Here is a 15,270-nt window from a genome sequence, read left to right on the forward strand (position 1 = left end):
TATAAGAAAAGGGTTTTTTTTCAGGAGAATTAAGGATCAACCATTCTTTGAATACTGTTAAAGTGACATACTAATCAAGATTTATGGGGGAAATTCAGATTTAGTATGACATAAATTAATTATTATGTTGACATAATTAAAGTTTTTAAGTATATTATGTGTAAACGATTACACATGTAACCGGTTACACGTAAAATAAGGAGAAATTAATGGTAACAATTAGGGATGTGGGGAAACATGCAGGCGTTTCGGTTGCGACCGTTTCGCGTTATTTAAATGACAAGGGCTATGTAAGCGAGGAAACAAAAAATGTACTCAAGAAATCGATTCAAGAATTGGGATATAAACCAAATCAGATGGCACGTTCACTCAGTACAAAAAAGACAAATATTATAGGATTGCTTGTTCCTGATATTACTAATCCTTTCTTCCCGGAATTGGCGAAAGCCGTAGAGGAAACAGCTTTTTCGAATGGCTATACGGTTGTCCTTTGCAACTCTTCTGAACAACAGGAGAAAGAAAAGCATTATATACAATCATTGCAGCAAAATTATGCAGCAGGGCTGATTGTAACGACTAATTATACGGAAGCGGAATATTACCGACATATCAAATTGCCGATAGTTGCGCTCGACAGGCGATTAGATCCTACCATACCGACTGTTACGACAAACAATGTAGAAGGCGCTAAAACGGCGACCAACTATTTACTTGACCAAGGATGCAAACATATTCTTTGCATAAGAGGGCCTCAAGGAATCGGAGTAGCCGAAGATCGGATGAAGGGTTTTCTGGAAGTAGTCAATAATGCGCAGGATATTCAAGTCGAAACCATCACATCGCCATTTGAATTTACAGAAGCTGAACAAAAAGCTTTCAACATACTCAATGCTTTTCCAACAATTGATGGAGTGTTCGCAGCAAGTGATGCTTCTGCGATTGGTGCTATGAAAGCAGCGCAATCGCTGGGTAGAAAAATTCCAGATGATATCCAAATTGTAGGGTTTGATGGAATTAACCTTGGAGCGCTTGTCACACCAGAACTAACCACAGTTGCTCAAGATATTTATCATCTTGGTAAAGTAGCGACAGAATTATTGTTAAAGAAAATTAAAGAAGAACCTATAGATAATCATCTCATCGAATTGCCGACAGAGTTAGTTGTTCGGCGCTCGACAAAATAAGGAGGGGTCAAATGATTACAGTCATTGGCAGTATCAATATGGACTTAGTAGTAGATACAACGATTTTTCCTAAACAAGGAGAAACCGTGCTAGGCAATCGTTTTGAAACAGTGCCTGGCGGAAAAGGCGCAAATCAAGCGGTCGCAGCAGCGAGACTTGGTGGAGACATTCATATGGTAGGCGCTGTAGGACAAGACGGATTTGGCCAAGAACTCACAGTAAATTTATCAACAGAAGGCATTCACACACGTTTTGTTGCCACTGCTCAAGAAACAGCAACGGGCATTGCCAATATCCTTTTATATGAAAATGACAACCGGATTATCGTTGTGCCCGGTGCAAATGGACTTGTAACAGAAGCTGAAATTGACGAAGCGAGAGAATTAATCGAGCGCAGTGAACTAGTCATCATGCAATTGGAGATTCCGCAAGAAACCGTTGATTATGCACTTCGTGTTTGTAAAGAAGCAGACATTCCTGTTCTACTAAATCCAGCACCTGCGAAAAACTTTAAGGAAGAATGGATGAGTAGCATTGCTTACTTAACTCCAAATGAAACAGAGTGCGAAGAGATCTTTCATAGTGAAATAGAAGAAGCTCTTGAGAAGTATCCAAACCAATTAATCGTCACTTTGGGTGCAGCTGGAGCTCGCTATTATAACGGCAAAGAACATGTATTCATTGAAGGCTTTAAAACAAAAGCGGTAGATACAACAGGGGCCGGCGATACATTCAATGGTGCACTTGCATACGCCATAACATCAGGACAGCCGTTAAAAGAAGCAGTACGATTTGCAAACATTGCAGCATCCTTATCTGTAGAGAAATTCGGAGCGCAAGGTGGTATGCCAACACTTCAAATGGTGGAAGCCCGCTTGAAAGGATGAGCAGTTTGAAAAAACAAGGAATTTTAAATCGGGAGCTGGCAGGTATTTTCGCAAAGATCGGTCATACAGATACCATCATGATTGCTGATTGCGGTCTGCCCATTCCGGACGGAGTCACATGCATAGACCTTGCCTATAAAATGGGAAAACCTAGTTTCATAGACATACTCGAAACTGTGCTTGGTGATTTCAAAGCAGAAAAAGCTTGGATAGCAACAGAAATGGACGCAGAAAATGCTGAGCTTTATAGTCAGCTGACGCCTTTTCCATGTCCAATAGAAAAGGTCAGCCATGAACAATTAAAACAAAAGTCGGTGGATGCCAAAGTTATTATCCGCACAGGAGAGGCAACACCATACGCTAATATACTTTTGCAATCAGGTGTGATTTTTTAAAAGGGCGGTGTTACAAAATGATTGAAATGACAGGCATTGATAAAGCCTTTAACGGTAATGTCGTGTTAAAAGGCGTCAATTTTTCTCTCGAGGACGGAGAAATCCATGCGTTGATGGGTGAAAACGGAGCAGGTAAATCAACGCTAATGAAAATTTTGACAGGCATTTATGAACGGGATGCAGGCGTAATCAAAGTGAATGGACAAGAAGTCGACTTTAAATCTCCCAAAGAAGCAGAAGCACTAGGCATCGCCGTCATCCATCAAGAGCTTAATATTTTGCCAGATTTATCGGTTGCAGAAAACCTATTTTTAGGGAATGAGCAGACCCTTGGCAGAACAGGCATTTTAAAAACGAAAGAAATGAACAAAGAAGCTTCACGTATTTTAAGCCAATTAGGGCTCGATATAGATGTCAAAACGCCAGCTGGACAACTTTCTGTTGGGAAACAGCAGATTATTGAAATTGCTAAAGCAATTGAAACGAAGGCAAAGGTCATTATTATGGATGAGCCGACGGCAGCTTTAACAGATCGTGAAATTCAAACACTATTTAAGACCATTCACAAGCTACAAGAACAAGGCGTTTCATTTGTTTATATTTCACATCGTATGGAAGAAATCTTTGCGATTTGCAATCGTATTACGATCCTACGTGATGGACAATATGTCGGTGTTCGAGTGATTAAAGAAACTACTTTCGATGAGATTGTCAAAATGATGGTTGGACGTGAGCTAGGTGAACGTTTTCCAGAACGCCATGCTGAAATAGGCGACGTCAAGCTTGAGGTGAAGGGTCTTACAAGAGATGGTCATTGTGAGGATATTAATTTCAAGCTACGTAAGGGTGAAGTCCTTGCCATCGCAGGATTAATGGGAGCTGGGCGTACAGAGGTAGCACAGGCCATCTTCGGATATCGCAAAATGGCAAAAGGCGAAATCTTCATTGACGGCAAGAAAGTAAAAATCACGAATCCGCTTCACGCTAAAAAACATGGTATTGGATATGTGACAGAGGACCGCAAATCGGAAGGTTTAGTCGTTGATTTCTCAATAAAAGACAATGTGTTGCTGACCAACCTAGACAAAGCTTCAAACATGGGTATCATCAATCGAGCAAAAGAAAAGAGTTTTGTAAGCGATTTAATCAAAAAGCTGGGGGTTCGTACATCAGGCCCTATGCAAACAGCCAAGTCTTTGAGTGGTGGGAACCAGCAAAAAGTAGTCATTGCTAAATGGCTAGGCGATGAACCGAAAATCTTGATCCTGGATGAGCCGACACGCGGAGTCGATATTGGGGCTAAAAAAGAAATCTATCAAATTATTAATAACCTTGCTGAGCAAGGTGTCGCAATCTTAATGATTTCCTCTGAATTACCAGAAGTAATCGGCATGGCAGATCGCGTGCTCGTTATGCATGAAGGAAAAGTTACAGGAGAAGTAACAAAGGAAAATATGACGCAAGAAAAAATTATGTATTATGCCACTGGAGGTGACAAAGTTGTCCAAATCTAAAGATTTAATTCAAAAACTCGGACCATTGCTAGGACTTCTTTTAATCATCATTATTATTTCATTTATGAGCCCTAGTTTTTTAACAGCTACAAATATTTTTAATGTTCTGCGCCAAGTATCCATCAGTGCCTTAATCGCATTTGGGATGACGTTTGTCATTTTAACAGGCGGGATCGATTTATCGGTCGGCTCGACATTAGCGCTGACAGGAGCTATTAGTGCAGGCTTACTTGCAGGTGGTATGAATCCACTTTTAGCTATGCTTATTGGTTTACTATTAGGTGCATTGCTTGGAGCTATCAATGGAGTTATTATCGCAAAAGGTAAAGTAGCACCATTTATCGCAACACTTGCCACTATGACTATTTTCCGAGGTCTAACACTTGTTTATACAGATGGTAAACCGGTCTCAGGTCTAGGTGATTCACAGGCATTCCAACTATTCGGGAAAGGGTATTTATTTGGAATCCCTGTGCCAGTAGTGACTATGATCGTGGCTTTCATTGTTCTTTACTTTATTTTAAAACAAACAACATTCGGCCGCAGAGTGTACGCAATTGGCGGTAACGAGGAAGCTTCCCGTTTGTCTGGCATTAATGTAGATCGCATCACTATCGCGGTATATGCACTGACAGGTATGCTTGCTGCATTGTCTGCTTTAATTCTTACTTCTCGTTTAAATTCAGCACAGCCAACAGCAGGCCAATCTTATGAATTAGATGCCATTGCGGCAGTTGTATTAGGCGGTACTTCTTTAACAGGCGGACGTGGCTGGATCTTCGGCACATTAGTCGGTGCATTAATTATCGGCGTATTAAATAATGGCTTAAACTTAATTGGCGTTTCATCCTTCTTCCAACAAGTCGTGAAGGGGATTGTCATTCTAATCGCAGTACTACTTGATCGTAAAAAAACAGCATAGGAGAGATAAAAATGAAAAAATTATCATGGACTCTAGCGTTATCAGCATCATTATTACTAGGAGCTTGCTCTATGTCACCAAATGGTGATGATTCAGCTTCAAAAGACTCGAAAAAATCAAATGACGATATGAAAATCGGTTTGTCTGTCTCAACTCTAAATAACCCATTCTTCGTTACATTATCAGATGGCGCGAAAAAAGAAGCGAAGAAAGAACATGTAAATTTAACAGTAGTAGATGCACAAGATAATGCATCGAAACAAGCTTCGGACGTGGAAGATTTAATTCAACAAGATGTAGACCTGATCATCATCAATCCAACTGACTCAGAAGCAGTAGCATCTGCAGTCGAATCAGCAAACGATGCAAAAATTCCAGTTATCACAGTTGACCGTTCATCAGACGGCGGTAAAGTTGTAGCTCATATCGCTTCCGATAACGTTAAAGGTGGAGAAATGGCAGGCGACTATTTGAAATCATTGATTGGCGATGGAGCGAAAGTAGCTGAGCTTGAAGGTGTAGCAGGTTCATCAGCAGCGCGCGATAGAGGAGAAGGTTTCCATAAAGTAGCAGATAAAGGCTTAGATGTAGTCAAAAAGCAAACAGCTAACTTTAACCGCTCTGAAGGTCTAACAGTTATGGAAAATATCCTTCAATCTAACCCAGATATTAAAGGTGTATTCGCTCATAATGATGAAATGGCTTTAGGCGCACTAGAAGCAATTGAAGCTTCCGGCAAAAAAATCAAAGTAGTCGGCTTTGACGCTACTGATGATGCTGTAAAAGCTGTAAAATCAGGCAAGTTAGCAGCAACAATCGCACAACAACCAACAGAAATTGGCGAAATTGCTGTAGAAACAGCTGTTAAATCCCTAAAAGGTGAAAAAGTAGAGAAAAATATTCCAGTCGACTTAGAACTAATTAAGAAATAAGAGCGGCATAGAAAATCACACTTCATTTGAAGTGTGATTTTTTTATTGGGGAGGGGATTAGGATAAGTGTATGAAAGAGGCAAGCGAGTGTCCGGAATAAGTGGACGAGTGACCTCAAAAAGAGAGTGAGTGACCCGAATGAGACTATGACTGGCCTCAATCAGGGCGAGTGTCCCAAATAGGCTTCCGAGTGTACCGAATAAGTGGACGAGTGTCCTCAAAAAGGGAGTGAGTGACCCGAATGAGACTATGAGTGACCACAATCAGAGCGAGTGTCCCAAATAGGCTCGCGAGTGTCCGGAATAAGTGGACGAGTGACCTCAAAAAGGGAGTGAGTGACCCGAATGAGACTATGAGTGACCTCAATCAGGGAGAGTGTCCGGAATAAGTGGACGAGTGTCCTTAAAAAGGTAGTGAGTGACCCGAATGAGTCTACGAGTGACCACAATCAGGGTGAGAGACCCAAATAGGCTCCCGAGTGACCCGAATAAGTGGACGAGTGTCCTTAAAAAGGGAGTAAGTGACCCGAATAAGAACATGAGTGACCGGAATCAAGGTGAGTGATCCCAATGAGTCTACGAGTGACCACAATCAGTGGACAAGTGTCCTTAAAAAGAGAATGAGTGACCCGAATAAGTCCTCGAGTGACCCTAATAAAGCCAACCTAAAAACCAAGTGTAACCAATTTATAAACATCCCATTATCAAACTACTTTTAAAATAACTTGAAGTATATTTAAGGAGTGGTAATATAATGAATAAGTTAGGAGATGATAAACATTATAGAAGGTAGAACAAAATCATTACTCTTTACTGCATATCGACGGTTATTGATTCGCCTCAGTCAACATTCTTCGAAACGAGCTGAAATTGTTCGAGATTTTGAGAATATCAAGATTGGCTTTAGCGGTGAAAAGAGAGTTGATCGGGCCGTATTAGAGACACACTTTTCCGACATTCACTATATTTTGCCGAATGTAGAGTTAAGGGTATCGCAGAATAGGCAAATAGAGATTGATACACTCATTATAACGCGTAATTTTATATGTATTTTGGAAGTTAAGAACTTAAAAGGTCATCTAAAGTTTAATGAAAATCCTTATTCGCTACATCAAAATTTAAATGGAAAAGTTTTTAGCTACCCATGCCCACAGATGCAAGTGAAGAGAGCTGGGGATAGTTTAAATTACTGGCTAAAACAACATTTTAACCTGGACCTTCCCATCCACAAGGCAATCATTTTGCCAAACGAGCATGTGTTACTCGAGACGCCCCCAACACAAGAGAAACTGCTCGGTCTAAGAGAAATCCCTTTATATCTTCAATCCTTAGAACAACAACCCCACTTCATCTCTGTCCAACATTTATATGCCATCATATCTAAATTGAAAGAAGAGCAGCAACCGTATAACCATTTTCCTCTTTCAGAAAAATACCATATCCCCCTTAGTCATTTGCAAACTGGTGTCATGTGTCAATGCGGCGGTAAAGGTATACGCCAAACCCAGAGGACGTGGCTTTGTAATGTGTGTGAACAAACAATACCACAGGCAACAGAAAATGCAGTGCTCGATTGGTTTTTACTTTTCAAATCTTCTATCACTCACGAGGAATGTAAAAAATACCTTCAAGAGTGTTCACAAAAATCTATTACAAGATTGATTAGTAGGACAAGTCTCCTACAAAACGGGAATAACCGGTCGAGAAAATACATCTATCGATACAATCAGCCTCATTTCAACAAATTACTTGAAAAATCCCCCAAATAAAGTTGCAATCTTTTACATTCCTATCTAAAATAAAAGAAAGAATGTGCAGTATATTCGCAGATTTTCTTGCTCTGTTTGAGACTCTCGTACAGGGCTTTCTTCATTTTCATTCTATGAATCTTGAAGAAGGATGCGATTAAAGGAGAAAAAAATATGATACTGAGGATAAACCCGTTTAGAGGGATTTTTACGCCCGCTGTTTATAGAGGAATGTTAGCGGAAGCAGAGCATTATAAACGTTATCGTCTTTCTATTATTTTATTATATCTGGCAAGTATTTTAATCTACATGGTGGGTAGCTCGCTTGGCATTGGGAGTGAATCCATCTCGAAGGAACTACCAACGCTCACAGATTCCGCCTTTGAAGCGAGAAAGCAACTTTTCTTAATAGGAAAGCTGCTGCAAGCCCTTATCATTCCAACCATCTTCTTGTATTTAAGCAGCTTATATTATGTGGCTTTTGCCAATGGACAGTTCCGCAAAATGATGATTATGCAAATGAATGTATTGGGACTTTTCCTTATTGAGAAACTCCTCCTTATTCCATTATTTTTGGGGCTAAATATTGGGTCTGCATCAAATGTTTTTTCATTTGGCGTCATCGCACAATATATCACTTCGAATGTGATTGCTATAGACTTTTTAAGTGAACTCACTTTATTCCGGTTAGCGATGTTCTTCTTATCATATTTCTATCTAACGAAGTTAATTGAAGGACGTAAGCAAACGCTATTCGTACTAAATGTGATACTATATGTGATTTATTGGATCTTTGCAGGTTTCATATCTTATATGAAGATAGAATTCTTTTTCTAAAGGAGATTGGAAAAATTGAAGAAGTGGAGCAAGTCGATTATTGCCGTATTGGCCATTGTGTTTGTTCTATGCAATGTGTATCTTCTTTTAAAAGAAAATAGCAAAGCTGAAAGAACAATTAATGTTCGAGACTGGACAAGAGTAGAAAAAGATAATGTAAAAAAATTATTTTATACAAAAGGTGTGACAGAGCCAGAGTCTGAAACGCATGTATATTTTGATAAACGCAAGGGTTCATTAGATAAAATCCTTGTAAAAGAGGGCGAAACGGTGACTGCTGGAACCCCGTTATTTGTGTATGATGCGCAAAAATTGGAGGATAAAAAAGCAGTATTAGAAGACCGGAAAGAACGGCTGCAAAGCGAGATGAGCAGTGTGGAAAATGAAATTACAGAATTGCAGCAAATTAAACAACAAGCTCCAGCGGATACAGCAAAAACCGAAACAGAAAACAAAAAAGTAAAAGTAGATGTAAATATAGATACCTCTCCAATTATTGATAGCAATGTACAACAAAAAATAGCCGCAGCTCAAACGGAAAAGAGCAAGCTAGAAGCAACTCTAACTGAAAACGATGCGAAACTATCTAGGATTGATGAGCAATTACAAGATTTAAATGTAGTGAGTCCAGTTGATGGGCAAGTAACAAATATTAACCCAGAACTGCAGGATCCTATGATTACAATTGCCTCTGCTAGTTCAGCGGTAAAGGGTAACTTGCCTGCAACGCGGGTGCACGAAGTTCAAGAAGGACAAGCGGTTAAATTGTATTCACCACTGTTGGATCAGTATTATACAGGTGAAGTATCGCAAGTTATCGCTATTCCTGACTATAAAACAGCAAAAAAAGAACCTATGTATTCTTTTTTGGTTAAATTAGGAAAAGAAAGTGACAACAGTGCAATGGAAGATACTTCAACTGATGAGCCAACAGGAATCACAAGTGAAGCTGAAGAAAATACCACAGAAACAAGTGGCAACACGGATGCTGCGAAAAATCCAGACAAACAATCAAAGGTAAACCTAAATAACGAGGCGTCGACGGTAACTGAAAAAGAAAAACCGTTGTTACTTGGTACAAAAATGGATATGCAGGTAACGTTAGCTGAAGCTCTTCAAGTGCCTGTGATTGCATCAAAGTCTATTGAAAAAGAAAATAAAAAGTATTATGTATACCAAATGACGAAAAATGGCATGGTCCGAAAACAACCGATTCAAATAGGTGTATCATATAAGAAAAAAAATCAGGTTATCGAAGGCATTCTAACAAAGGATACAATCGTAACAAATGAACAAAACGTCAAAGTTTCTGATCCATCTCCGTTTATTACACCAAGTAAATCAGAGAATTTGAATAAAAAGGATATCAAAGCGTTGCCTTCTATTCAAAAGGCAAAATATATCCTTATCGGTCTTTTTGAATAATAGTAAACTGTAGGCGAGTCAAACCTCGTCTACAGTTTTTTTGTTTATGCATCTTTTGTCGATTGATGCTAGGTGACTATTTTGTCGTATAATGGCTTTTCATTTTAAATAAGCGAGAAGATCATAAGACAAATATGGATACTATTTGCTATGCAGGACCTCATCCTTTATAGATCTATCTTATTTATGCTATATTCGAAGAAAGGGAATAAATGGAGGTAGTGAAACATCTCATTTCCCCTTTACTATTTGAAAAAGGAGCGATAAATATGAAATCTCGATTAGAGCATTTTATTAATGGCGAATGGATTGCATCTACAGGAAGCGAAACAATTGATGTCATTAATCCTGCAACGGAGGAAGTAATTGGCCAAATCAGCAGTGGAACAGAGGAAGACCTAGATAAAGCTGTTGCTGCTGCACGGGAGGCTTTCCCTTCTTTTTCACAAACTTCAAAGCAAGAACGCATTGATTTACTGAACCGAATTGCGGATGAATATGAAAAACGCAAAGACGATATTATAGAAACAATCACACAAGAACTTGGTGCTCCGATAAAAATGAGTGAAAAAGTACACTACAATATGGGGCTTTCTCACTTTAGACAAGCAGCTAAAGAGCTTGAAGCTTTAGAGTTCACTGAAAAAAGAGGCTCCACTCTTATTACAAAAGAGGCGATCGGGGTGTCTGGGCTGATCACACCTTGGAATTTCCCAACTAACCAAACTTCTACAAAGCTTGCAAGTGCCTTTGCGGCAGGAAGTACAGTTGTTTTAAAACCTTCTGAGCTAACACCTTTTGCTGCAATTATATTGGCAGAAATCTTTGAAGCAGCAAATGTACCAAAAGGAGTATTTAACCTTGTAAACGGTACAGGTGAAGTTGTCGGAAATGGCATTAGCTCTCACCCTGATATCGACTTTGTTTCATTTACAGGTTCAGGGGCTGTCGGCCAAAAAATTACTGAAAATGGCGCAAAAACGATAAAAAAAGTGGCATTAGAACTTGGTGGGAAATCTCCTCTCATTATTCTTGATGATTATGATGTGAAAAAAGCTGCAAAAATTGCAGTTGGCAATATTCTATCCAACTCAGGCCAAGTCTGTGCAGCTGCGACACGTACGTTAATTCCACAATCAATGAAAGATGAGTTCATTGAGGCAGTTAAAGAGGTTCTTCCAGAATTCCCAGTTGGAGATCCGTTTGACCGCAACACATACTTAGGGCCACTCGTATCTGAAAAACAATATAATCGAGTACAGGATTATATTAAAAAAGGGCAATCTGAAGGTGCCACACTTGTTGTCGGTGGTACGGGCAAACCTGAAGGATTAGACAAAGGCTATTATGTAAAGCCAACTGTTTTCGCGAATGTGAAAAATGATATGACCATAGCTCAAGAGGAGATCTTTGGTCCAGTAATGTCTATCCTAACCTATGAAACTCTTGATGAAGCCATTGAGATTGCGAACGATACCATTTTTGGATTAGCAGGTTATGTTGTCGGTGAAGATAAAGACACATTATTAAAAGTGGCTTCTTCTATCAGAGCAGGCCGCATCACGATAAACCAAGTACCAGCTGATTTTGCTGCTCCATTTGGCGGCTATAAGCAATCAGGTATCGGCCGAGAATGGGGCGCATACGGAATCGAAGAATACTTAGAAATTAAATCGATTATCGGTATGCCATCATAATATAAAAAACATCCAAGTTCCGTAATAGAACTTGGATGTTTTTTTACATCTCAATAAATATTTCATTCAATTTATTAAAGCCCATCACAATTCTTCCGCTATTCGTAATACTGATACCTTCAGGTTCTCTATCGGTGTTCAACCGTAGTTTCTGGCTTTGGCTTCCATCAGGATTCACTATCATATATTCGCCATTTGAAAGGATATAATATTTCCCCTTGCCATATGCAAAGCCTTGTACTTCCTTACCTGGGGTTGTTCCGACAAGACCATTAATGTGTACCTTTTCTCGCCAATCACGATCAGCTTCTTTTCCTTTTCCTAAATGAATCTTGTTGAGGTCATAACCATTGCCGGATTTAGAAACGCCAACTGCTGTATTTTTATCCAACATAGCAATAACATTGGGATGGATTGTCGACGGAACCAGCCATTTGCGTTCCACTTTAAATGTTTTTACATTGATTTTTTGCAATGTATACCGGCTTTGTCCGCGTATATCTGCTAATTGATATAAGTAGCCATCTTTATAGGCAATAGCTTGGCCATGTCCAATCGTGAGACGTTCACTTTTTTTCATCAGTTTCCCTTTAGAGCTATATTTATAAATATACCCGTACCGCGTTTTATCACCTGTTGAGTAGGTGAGATAATATTGTTGATGCTCATCGACTGTGATGCCTTGTAATCCCTTTGATTTTGAGCCCGTTACACCTGCTGGGTCTCTGTAGGGATAAAAAAGTGTCTTCGCTTTTAATTGCTTACTTAGCTGTAATGTATGAACTGGATTAGATTTGGCTGTAGCTGATACTTGCATAGCTAAAAGAGCAACTACTAAAAGTAGTAATAATCTCAGATTTTTCATCATGATTGAACTCCTTTTTGATAAATTATAGTTTAATTATCGGTTAGAAGTTTGATTTATTCACAAAAAAGCTCCTTCTGTTTGTAGCCAAACAATAGGAGCTTTTTTTATATACCCATTCCGCCATCTGCAGGCATTGGATCGATTTCTTCATTGTCGACATCAATTTTTTGAGAGTCATCCACAGGTTTTATAGGATTATCATGATTTTTTTCTATATACTTTATCAGTTTTGTCTCTTTCTCCTTATCTTCATGGAAGAGATTGTCTAATTGATTATCAATAAAATTCATTGATGTGGATAACACAAGTTTGACGTCATCGAATACAGAAGAAAGTGTGGCTGGGGCAGCGGCAAATAATTCAACACTATTTTTGTTCCAATCTAGAAACTTAGTTGATGATGTATTCAATGTATAATAAATGCCTGCTCCAAAAGATATGGCGCAAATAAGTGCTATACTGATTAGTTTTTTCAACATACATAATTCCACCTTTATAAACAATCGTTAGGATCATTATGGACAAAATTATACAAATTTAATCAATCAACAGGATAGAAATCGACAGCTCTCTAAAACCGGATAAAATGCACTTTTTGAGGAAACCTAAAAAAATAGGAGGTGATCTTTTGAGTTTAGACAATCATTCAAAAAAATCATTGGATTTTAAGAAAGTATACGATCAAAATTCGCAGGTTGAAGCCACAAGTGATGCAATCAAAACGATTGTAGGACAGTATGGCGGAACGATGACATCTGCCTATAGTCATCCAGTCGATTATGAGAATCCCCCCTTATTTTCATCCGGTGGTGTTAGTCAACATCAAGCTAAAGGAGAACCTGATCAACCTCAATCCACAGATGTGTGAATAAACAAAGATGAAAGGAGAGACAACAGATGAATAAAAAATATACTGAAGTGGGCACAGACATTGAGGAAGTAAAAAGGCAAAATGCGATGTCTGGACCATCTTACAATGAAATAAAAGAAATAGTAGCAAATCATGAATGGACAGATACACAATCGAATGGCAATATGATTGACTCGGAAACGCCAAAAAAGTATACATGGACTGGAACGGATATTGAGGAAGTCAAAAGGTTAAATGCCGCTTCTGGTCCTAGCTATAAAGAAATCTTTGACATGTTAGATGAAAAGTACAGCAACAGATAGGTTAAAGCCTCCGAACATTAACGGAGGCTTTTTCATATGCTTTTTAAAAAGTAAATATAAATTGTCCACATCAGACATATAGTGAAATATAGAAACGAAATGGAAGATTGGATGATGAATTATAGATAAATCCGTATTAATTATGGTTGTGATGCGCCTGTTTTCAGGAAGTCTTGAAATTATGGCCGCATTATTTATGTTTAGGTTCAACAATCTAGAGAAGGCGTTTTATATCAATACAATGCTAGCGTTAGTGGGACCTACTGTACTGATTATTACTACGGCCGTTGCCATGTTTGGGCTAGCAGATAAGATTTCTATGACGCGCATGATCTGCCTATTTGCTGGCGTTACGCTAATTCTTATCAGTATGAATGCCAAATGAATGATAAAAGAAGGACCGATTCAAGAGAATCTGGTCCTTTTTTATTCTGTCTTTGGTTCCAAGTTTTTATTTTTTGAACCAATCTCTTCTGCTTTAATCAATTTAACGACAAGCCATACTAAGATCAATCCTAATATGCTAGCGGTGATATAACTATGATTCAAATAGTTTTTCATTACAAGCGACATGACGGGTGGGCCAGCAGCAACGCCAATAAAGCGAGCAGCACTGTAAAAGGAGGTAACTGTACCGCGTTCTTCCTTTTTAATATTCTGAGTAATTATAGCATCTAGTACAGGTAGCAAGCAGCCAAGAGCAATGCTGGCAATACTTGCAACGATCAAAAGGAAAATTAAATGATCCTCTAAAAAACCAATAAAAGCAATACTCGCAGAGGTGATGATTAATGAAATCAAAATCAGCTTTTTCAATGCTTTAATTTCGCCCTTTGCTTTTTTACCCGTAATAAAGGAGGCGATACATAGCATCAATAACGGAATGGCCAAGATAAATCCTTTTTTCACACCTTTGATATCATGAGTGCTTTCCAGAACCTCAGACAGGAAAAATAACATGCCAAATAGCACAAGCATGACATATATACCGCTTAAAAAGACAACAGACAGCCACTTACCTTCTCTTGAAAATGTTTCTTTAACGTTGGATACAAATTCTTTGAAGGCGACAGGCTCGTCCTCTTCCTTGGGGACTTTAATGAAGAAGAATATTAAAATGATGGAAATTAAACTGAAGAAAGAAATCGAGAAGAAGGGTAAAAACCACAGAAAAGCAGCAAAAATGGAACCCAATATAGGACTTAGCACTTTACCGAATGTATTAGATGTTTCAATAATGCCAAGGCTGGATGTAGCCTTTTCTTCATCGCCATTAAAAAGATCCCCAACAAGAGGAATAACGATAGGCATGGCCCCCGCTGCGCCTATACCTTGAAGGACTCGTCCAATAATAATCATGGTGTAGGGGCTATCCAGCTTCCATGAGGCGATGGCTGATATTAATCCGCCGATCAGAGCTAAAATTAAACATGGCAAAATAACGATTTTTCGTCCAAATCGATCCGATAAATAACCAGCTACTGGGATAAACAGAATGGCTGCAATAGAGTAGCTGGTAATAATCATACTTGATTGGAAGGAAGAAATATCAACTTTCTTTTCTAAAATCGGCAATACAGGAATTAACATCGAATTGCCGAGCGTCATGACTAGAGGGATGGAAGCTAAGCTGAATATCGCCCAAAAACCTACCTTCACATCATCTTTTTCCGTATTCCCCATGAAAAC

At 38.9% G+C, this 15,270-nt stretch carries 16 protein-coding genes; 13 read left to right on the top strand and 3 right to left on the bottom strand.

Features of this window, described 5'->3' with window-relative positions; all coding sequences use genetic code 11:
• The first annotated feature begins 209 nt into the window (after positions 1-209).
• From M2M59_RS02815 to M2M59_RS02860, 10 genes are all read left to right on the top strand, one after another.
• A complete protein-coding gene (locus tag M2M59_RS02815) occupies positions 210-1,184 on the top strand; it encodes a LacI family DNA-binding transcriptional regulator (protein ID WP_249775449.1) in 975 nt (324 codons plus the stop codon).
• Positions 1,185-1,195: 11 nt separating this feature from the next.
• On the top strand, positions 1,196-2,071 hold the full coding sequence (gene rbsK / locus M2M59_RS02820) for a ribokinase (protein WP_249775450.1): 876 nt from the start codon (positions 1,196-1,198) through the stop codon (positions 2,069-2,071).
• 5 nt (positions 2,072-2,076) lie between these two features.
• Positions 2,077-2,466: a D-ribose pyranase gene (gene rbsD / locus M2M59_RS02825; RefSeq protein ID WP_249775451.1), complete on the top strand. Its 390-nt coding sequence runs from the start codon at positions 2,077-2,079 to the stop codon at positions 2,464-2,466.
• A gap of 17 nt (positions 2,467-2,483) precedes the next feature.
• Positions 2,484-3,980 (top strand): sugar ABC transporter ATP-binding protein, encoded by a 1,497-nt coding sequence (locus M2M59_RS02830; protein WP_249775452.1) that lies wholly within the window; start codon positions 2,484-2,486, stop codon positions 3,978-3,980.
• Positions 3,946-4,902 carry a ribose ABC transporter permease gene (rbsC, locus tag M2M59_RS02835; RefSeq protein ID WP_221297946.1) on the top strand — a complete coding sequence of 319 codons (957 nt, stop codon included), beginning with the start codon at positions 3,946-3,948 and terminating at the stop codon, positions 4,900-4,902. The genes M2M59_RS02830 and rbsC overlap by 35 nt, the downstream gene beginning before the upstream one ends.
• An 11-nt stretch (positions 4,903-4,913) precedes the next feature.
• On the top strand, positions 4,914-5,834 hold the full coding sequence (gene rbsB, locus M2M59_RS02840) for a ribose ABC transporter substrate-binding protein RbsB (RefSeq protein WP_147194918.1): 921 nt from the start codon (positions 4,914-4,916) through the stop codon (positions 5,832-5,834).
• A gap of 769 nt (positions 5,835-6,603) precedes the next feature.
• Positions 6,604-7,602: a nuclease-related domain-containing protein gene (locus M2M59_RS02845; protein ID WP_249775453.1), complete on the top strand. Its 999-nt coding sequence runs from the start codon at positions 6,604-6,606 to the stop codon at positions 7,600-7,602.
• 153 nt (positions 7,603-7,755) lie between these two features.
• The gene (locus tag M2M59_RS02850) at positions 7,756-8,418 is read left to right on the top strand and encodes a hypothetical protein (RefSeq protein WP_249775454.1); all 663 of its coding nucleotides are present in this window, start codon (positions 7,756-7,758) and stop codon (positions 8,416-8,418) included.
• A 15-nt stretch (positions 8,419-8,433) separates the two neighbouring features.
• Positions 8,434-9,843, top strand: coding sequence for an efflux RND transporter periplasmic adaptor subunit (locus M2M59_RS02855; protein ID WP_249775455.1), 1,410 nt, complete (start codon positions 8,434-8,436; stop codon positions 9,841-9,843).
• 269 nt (positions 9,844-10,112) lie between these two features.
• A complete protein-coding gene (locus M2M59_RS02860) occupies positions 10,113-11,540 on the top strand; it encodes an aldehyde dehydrogenase family protein (protein ID WP_249775456.1) in 1,428 nt (475 codons plus the stop codon).
• 43 nt (positions 11,541-11,583) lie between these two features.
• Here the strand turns inward: M2M59_RS02860 and M2M59_RS02865 are convergent, their stop codons facing one another.
• Both M2M59_RS02865 and M2M59_RS02870 read right to left on the bottom strand, forming a co-directional pair.
• Complete coding sequence (locus M2M59_RS02865; protein ID WP_249775457.1) at positions 11,584-12,408, bottom strand: hypothetical protein; 825 nt, start codon at positions 12,406-12,408, stop codon at positions 11,584-11,586.
• Between the two features lie 104 nt (positions 12,409-12,512).
• Positions 12,513-12,887: a hypothetical protein gene (locus M2M59_RS02870; RefSeq protein ID WP_249775458.1), complete on the bottom strand. Its 375-nt coding sequence runs from the start codon at positions 12,885-12,887 to the stop codon at positions 12,513-12,515.
• A 149-nt stretch (positions 12,888-13,036) separates the two neighbouring features.
• On the opposite strand from M2M59_RS02870, the gene M2M59_RS02875 reads away from it, so the two are divergent.
• From M2M59_RS02875 to M2M59_RS02885, 3 genes are all read left to right on the top strand, one after another.
• Positions 13,037-13,276 (top strand): hypothetical protein, encoded by a 240-nt coding sequence (locus M2M59_RS02875; RefSeq protein WP_147194898.1) that lies wholly within the window; start codon positions 13,037-13,039, stop codon positions 13,274-13,276.
• A 29-nt stretch (positions 13,277-13,305) separates the two neighbouring features.
• Complete coding sequence (locus M2M59_RS02880) at positions 13,306-13,581, top strand: hypothetical protein (RefSeq protein WP_249776042.1); 276 nt, start codon at positions 13,306-13,308, stop codon at positions 13,579-13,581.
• Positions 13,582-13,699: 118 nt separating this feature from the next.
• On the top strand, positions 13,700-13,966 hold the full coding sequence (locus M2M59_RS02885; protein ID WP_371859438.1) for a YqhV family protein: 267 nt from the start codon (positions 13,700-13,702) through the stop codon (positions 13,964-13,966).
• A gap of 41 nt (positions 13,967-14,007) precedes the next feature.
• Here M2M59_RS02885 and M2M59_RS02890 read toward each other — a convergent pair whose 3' ends face one another.
• Positions 14,008-15,264: an MFS transporter gene (locus tag M2M59_RS02890; RefSeq protein ID WP_249775459.1), complete on the bottom strand. Its 1,257-nt coding sequence runs from the start codon at positions 15,262-15,264 to the stop codon at positions 14,008-14,010.
• Between the last annotated feature and the right edge of the window lie 6 nt (positions 15,265-15,270).

The sequence above is a fragment of the Rummeliibacillus sp. G93 genome, assembly GCF_023515935.1.
Taxonomy (GTDB): Bacteria; Bacillota; Bacilli; order Bacillales_A; family Planococcaceae; genus Rummeliibacillus; species Rummeliibacillus stabekisii.

Coding starts and splice junctions, on each gene's coding strand:
- M2M59_RS02860 (WP_249775456.1), top strand. CDS start 10,113: ATGAAATCTCGATTAGAGCATTTTATTAATGGCGAATGGATTGCATCT.
- rbsB (WP_147194918.1), top strand. CDS start 4,914: ATGAAAAAATTATCATGGACTCTAGCGTTATCAGCATCATTATTACTA.
- M2M59_RS02870 (WP_249775458.1), bottom strand. CDS start 12,887: ATGTTGAAAAAACTAATCAGTATAGCACTTATTTGCGCCATATCTTTT.
- M2M59_RS02865 (WP_249775457.1), bottom strand. CDS start 12,408: ATGATGAAAAATCTGAGATTATTACTACTTTTAGTAGTTGCTCTTTTA.
- rbsK (WP_249775450.1), top strand. CDS start 1,196: ATGATTACAGTCATTGGCAGTATCAATATGGACTTAGTAGTAGATACA.
- M2M59_RS02850 (WP_249775454.1), top strand. CDS start 7,756: ATGATACTGAGGATAAACCCGTTTAGAGGGATTTTTACGCCCGCTGTT.
- M2M59_RS02830 (WP_249775452.1), top strand. CDS start 2,484: ATGATTGAAATGACAGGCATTGATAAAGCCTTTAACGGTAATGTCGTG.
- M2M59_RS02880 (WP_249776042.1), top strand. CDS start 13,306: ATGAATAAAAAATATACTGAAGTGGGCACAGACATTGAGGAAGTAAAA.
- M2M59_RS02890 (WP_249775459.1), bottom strand. CDS start 15,264: ATGGGGAATACGGAAAAAGATGATGTGAAGGTAGGTTTTTGGGCGATA.
- rbsC (WP_221297946.1), top strand. CDS start 3,946: ATGCCACTGGAGGTGACAAAGTTGTCCAAATCTAAAGATTTAATTCAA.
- M2M59_RS02815 (WP_249775449.1), top strand. CDS start 210: ATGGTAACAATTAGGGATGTGGGGAAACATGCAGGCGTTTCGGTTGCG.
- M2M59_RS02845 (WP_249775453.1), top strand. CDS start 6,604: ATGATAAACATTATAGAAGGTAGAACAAAATCATTACTCTTTACTGCA.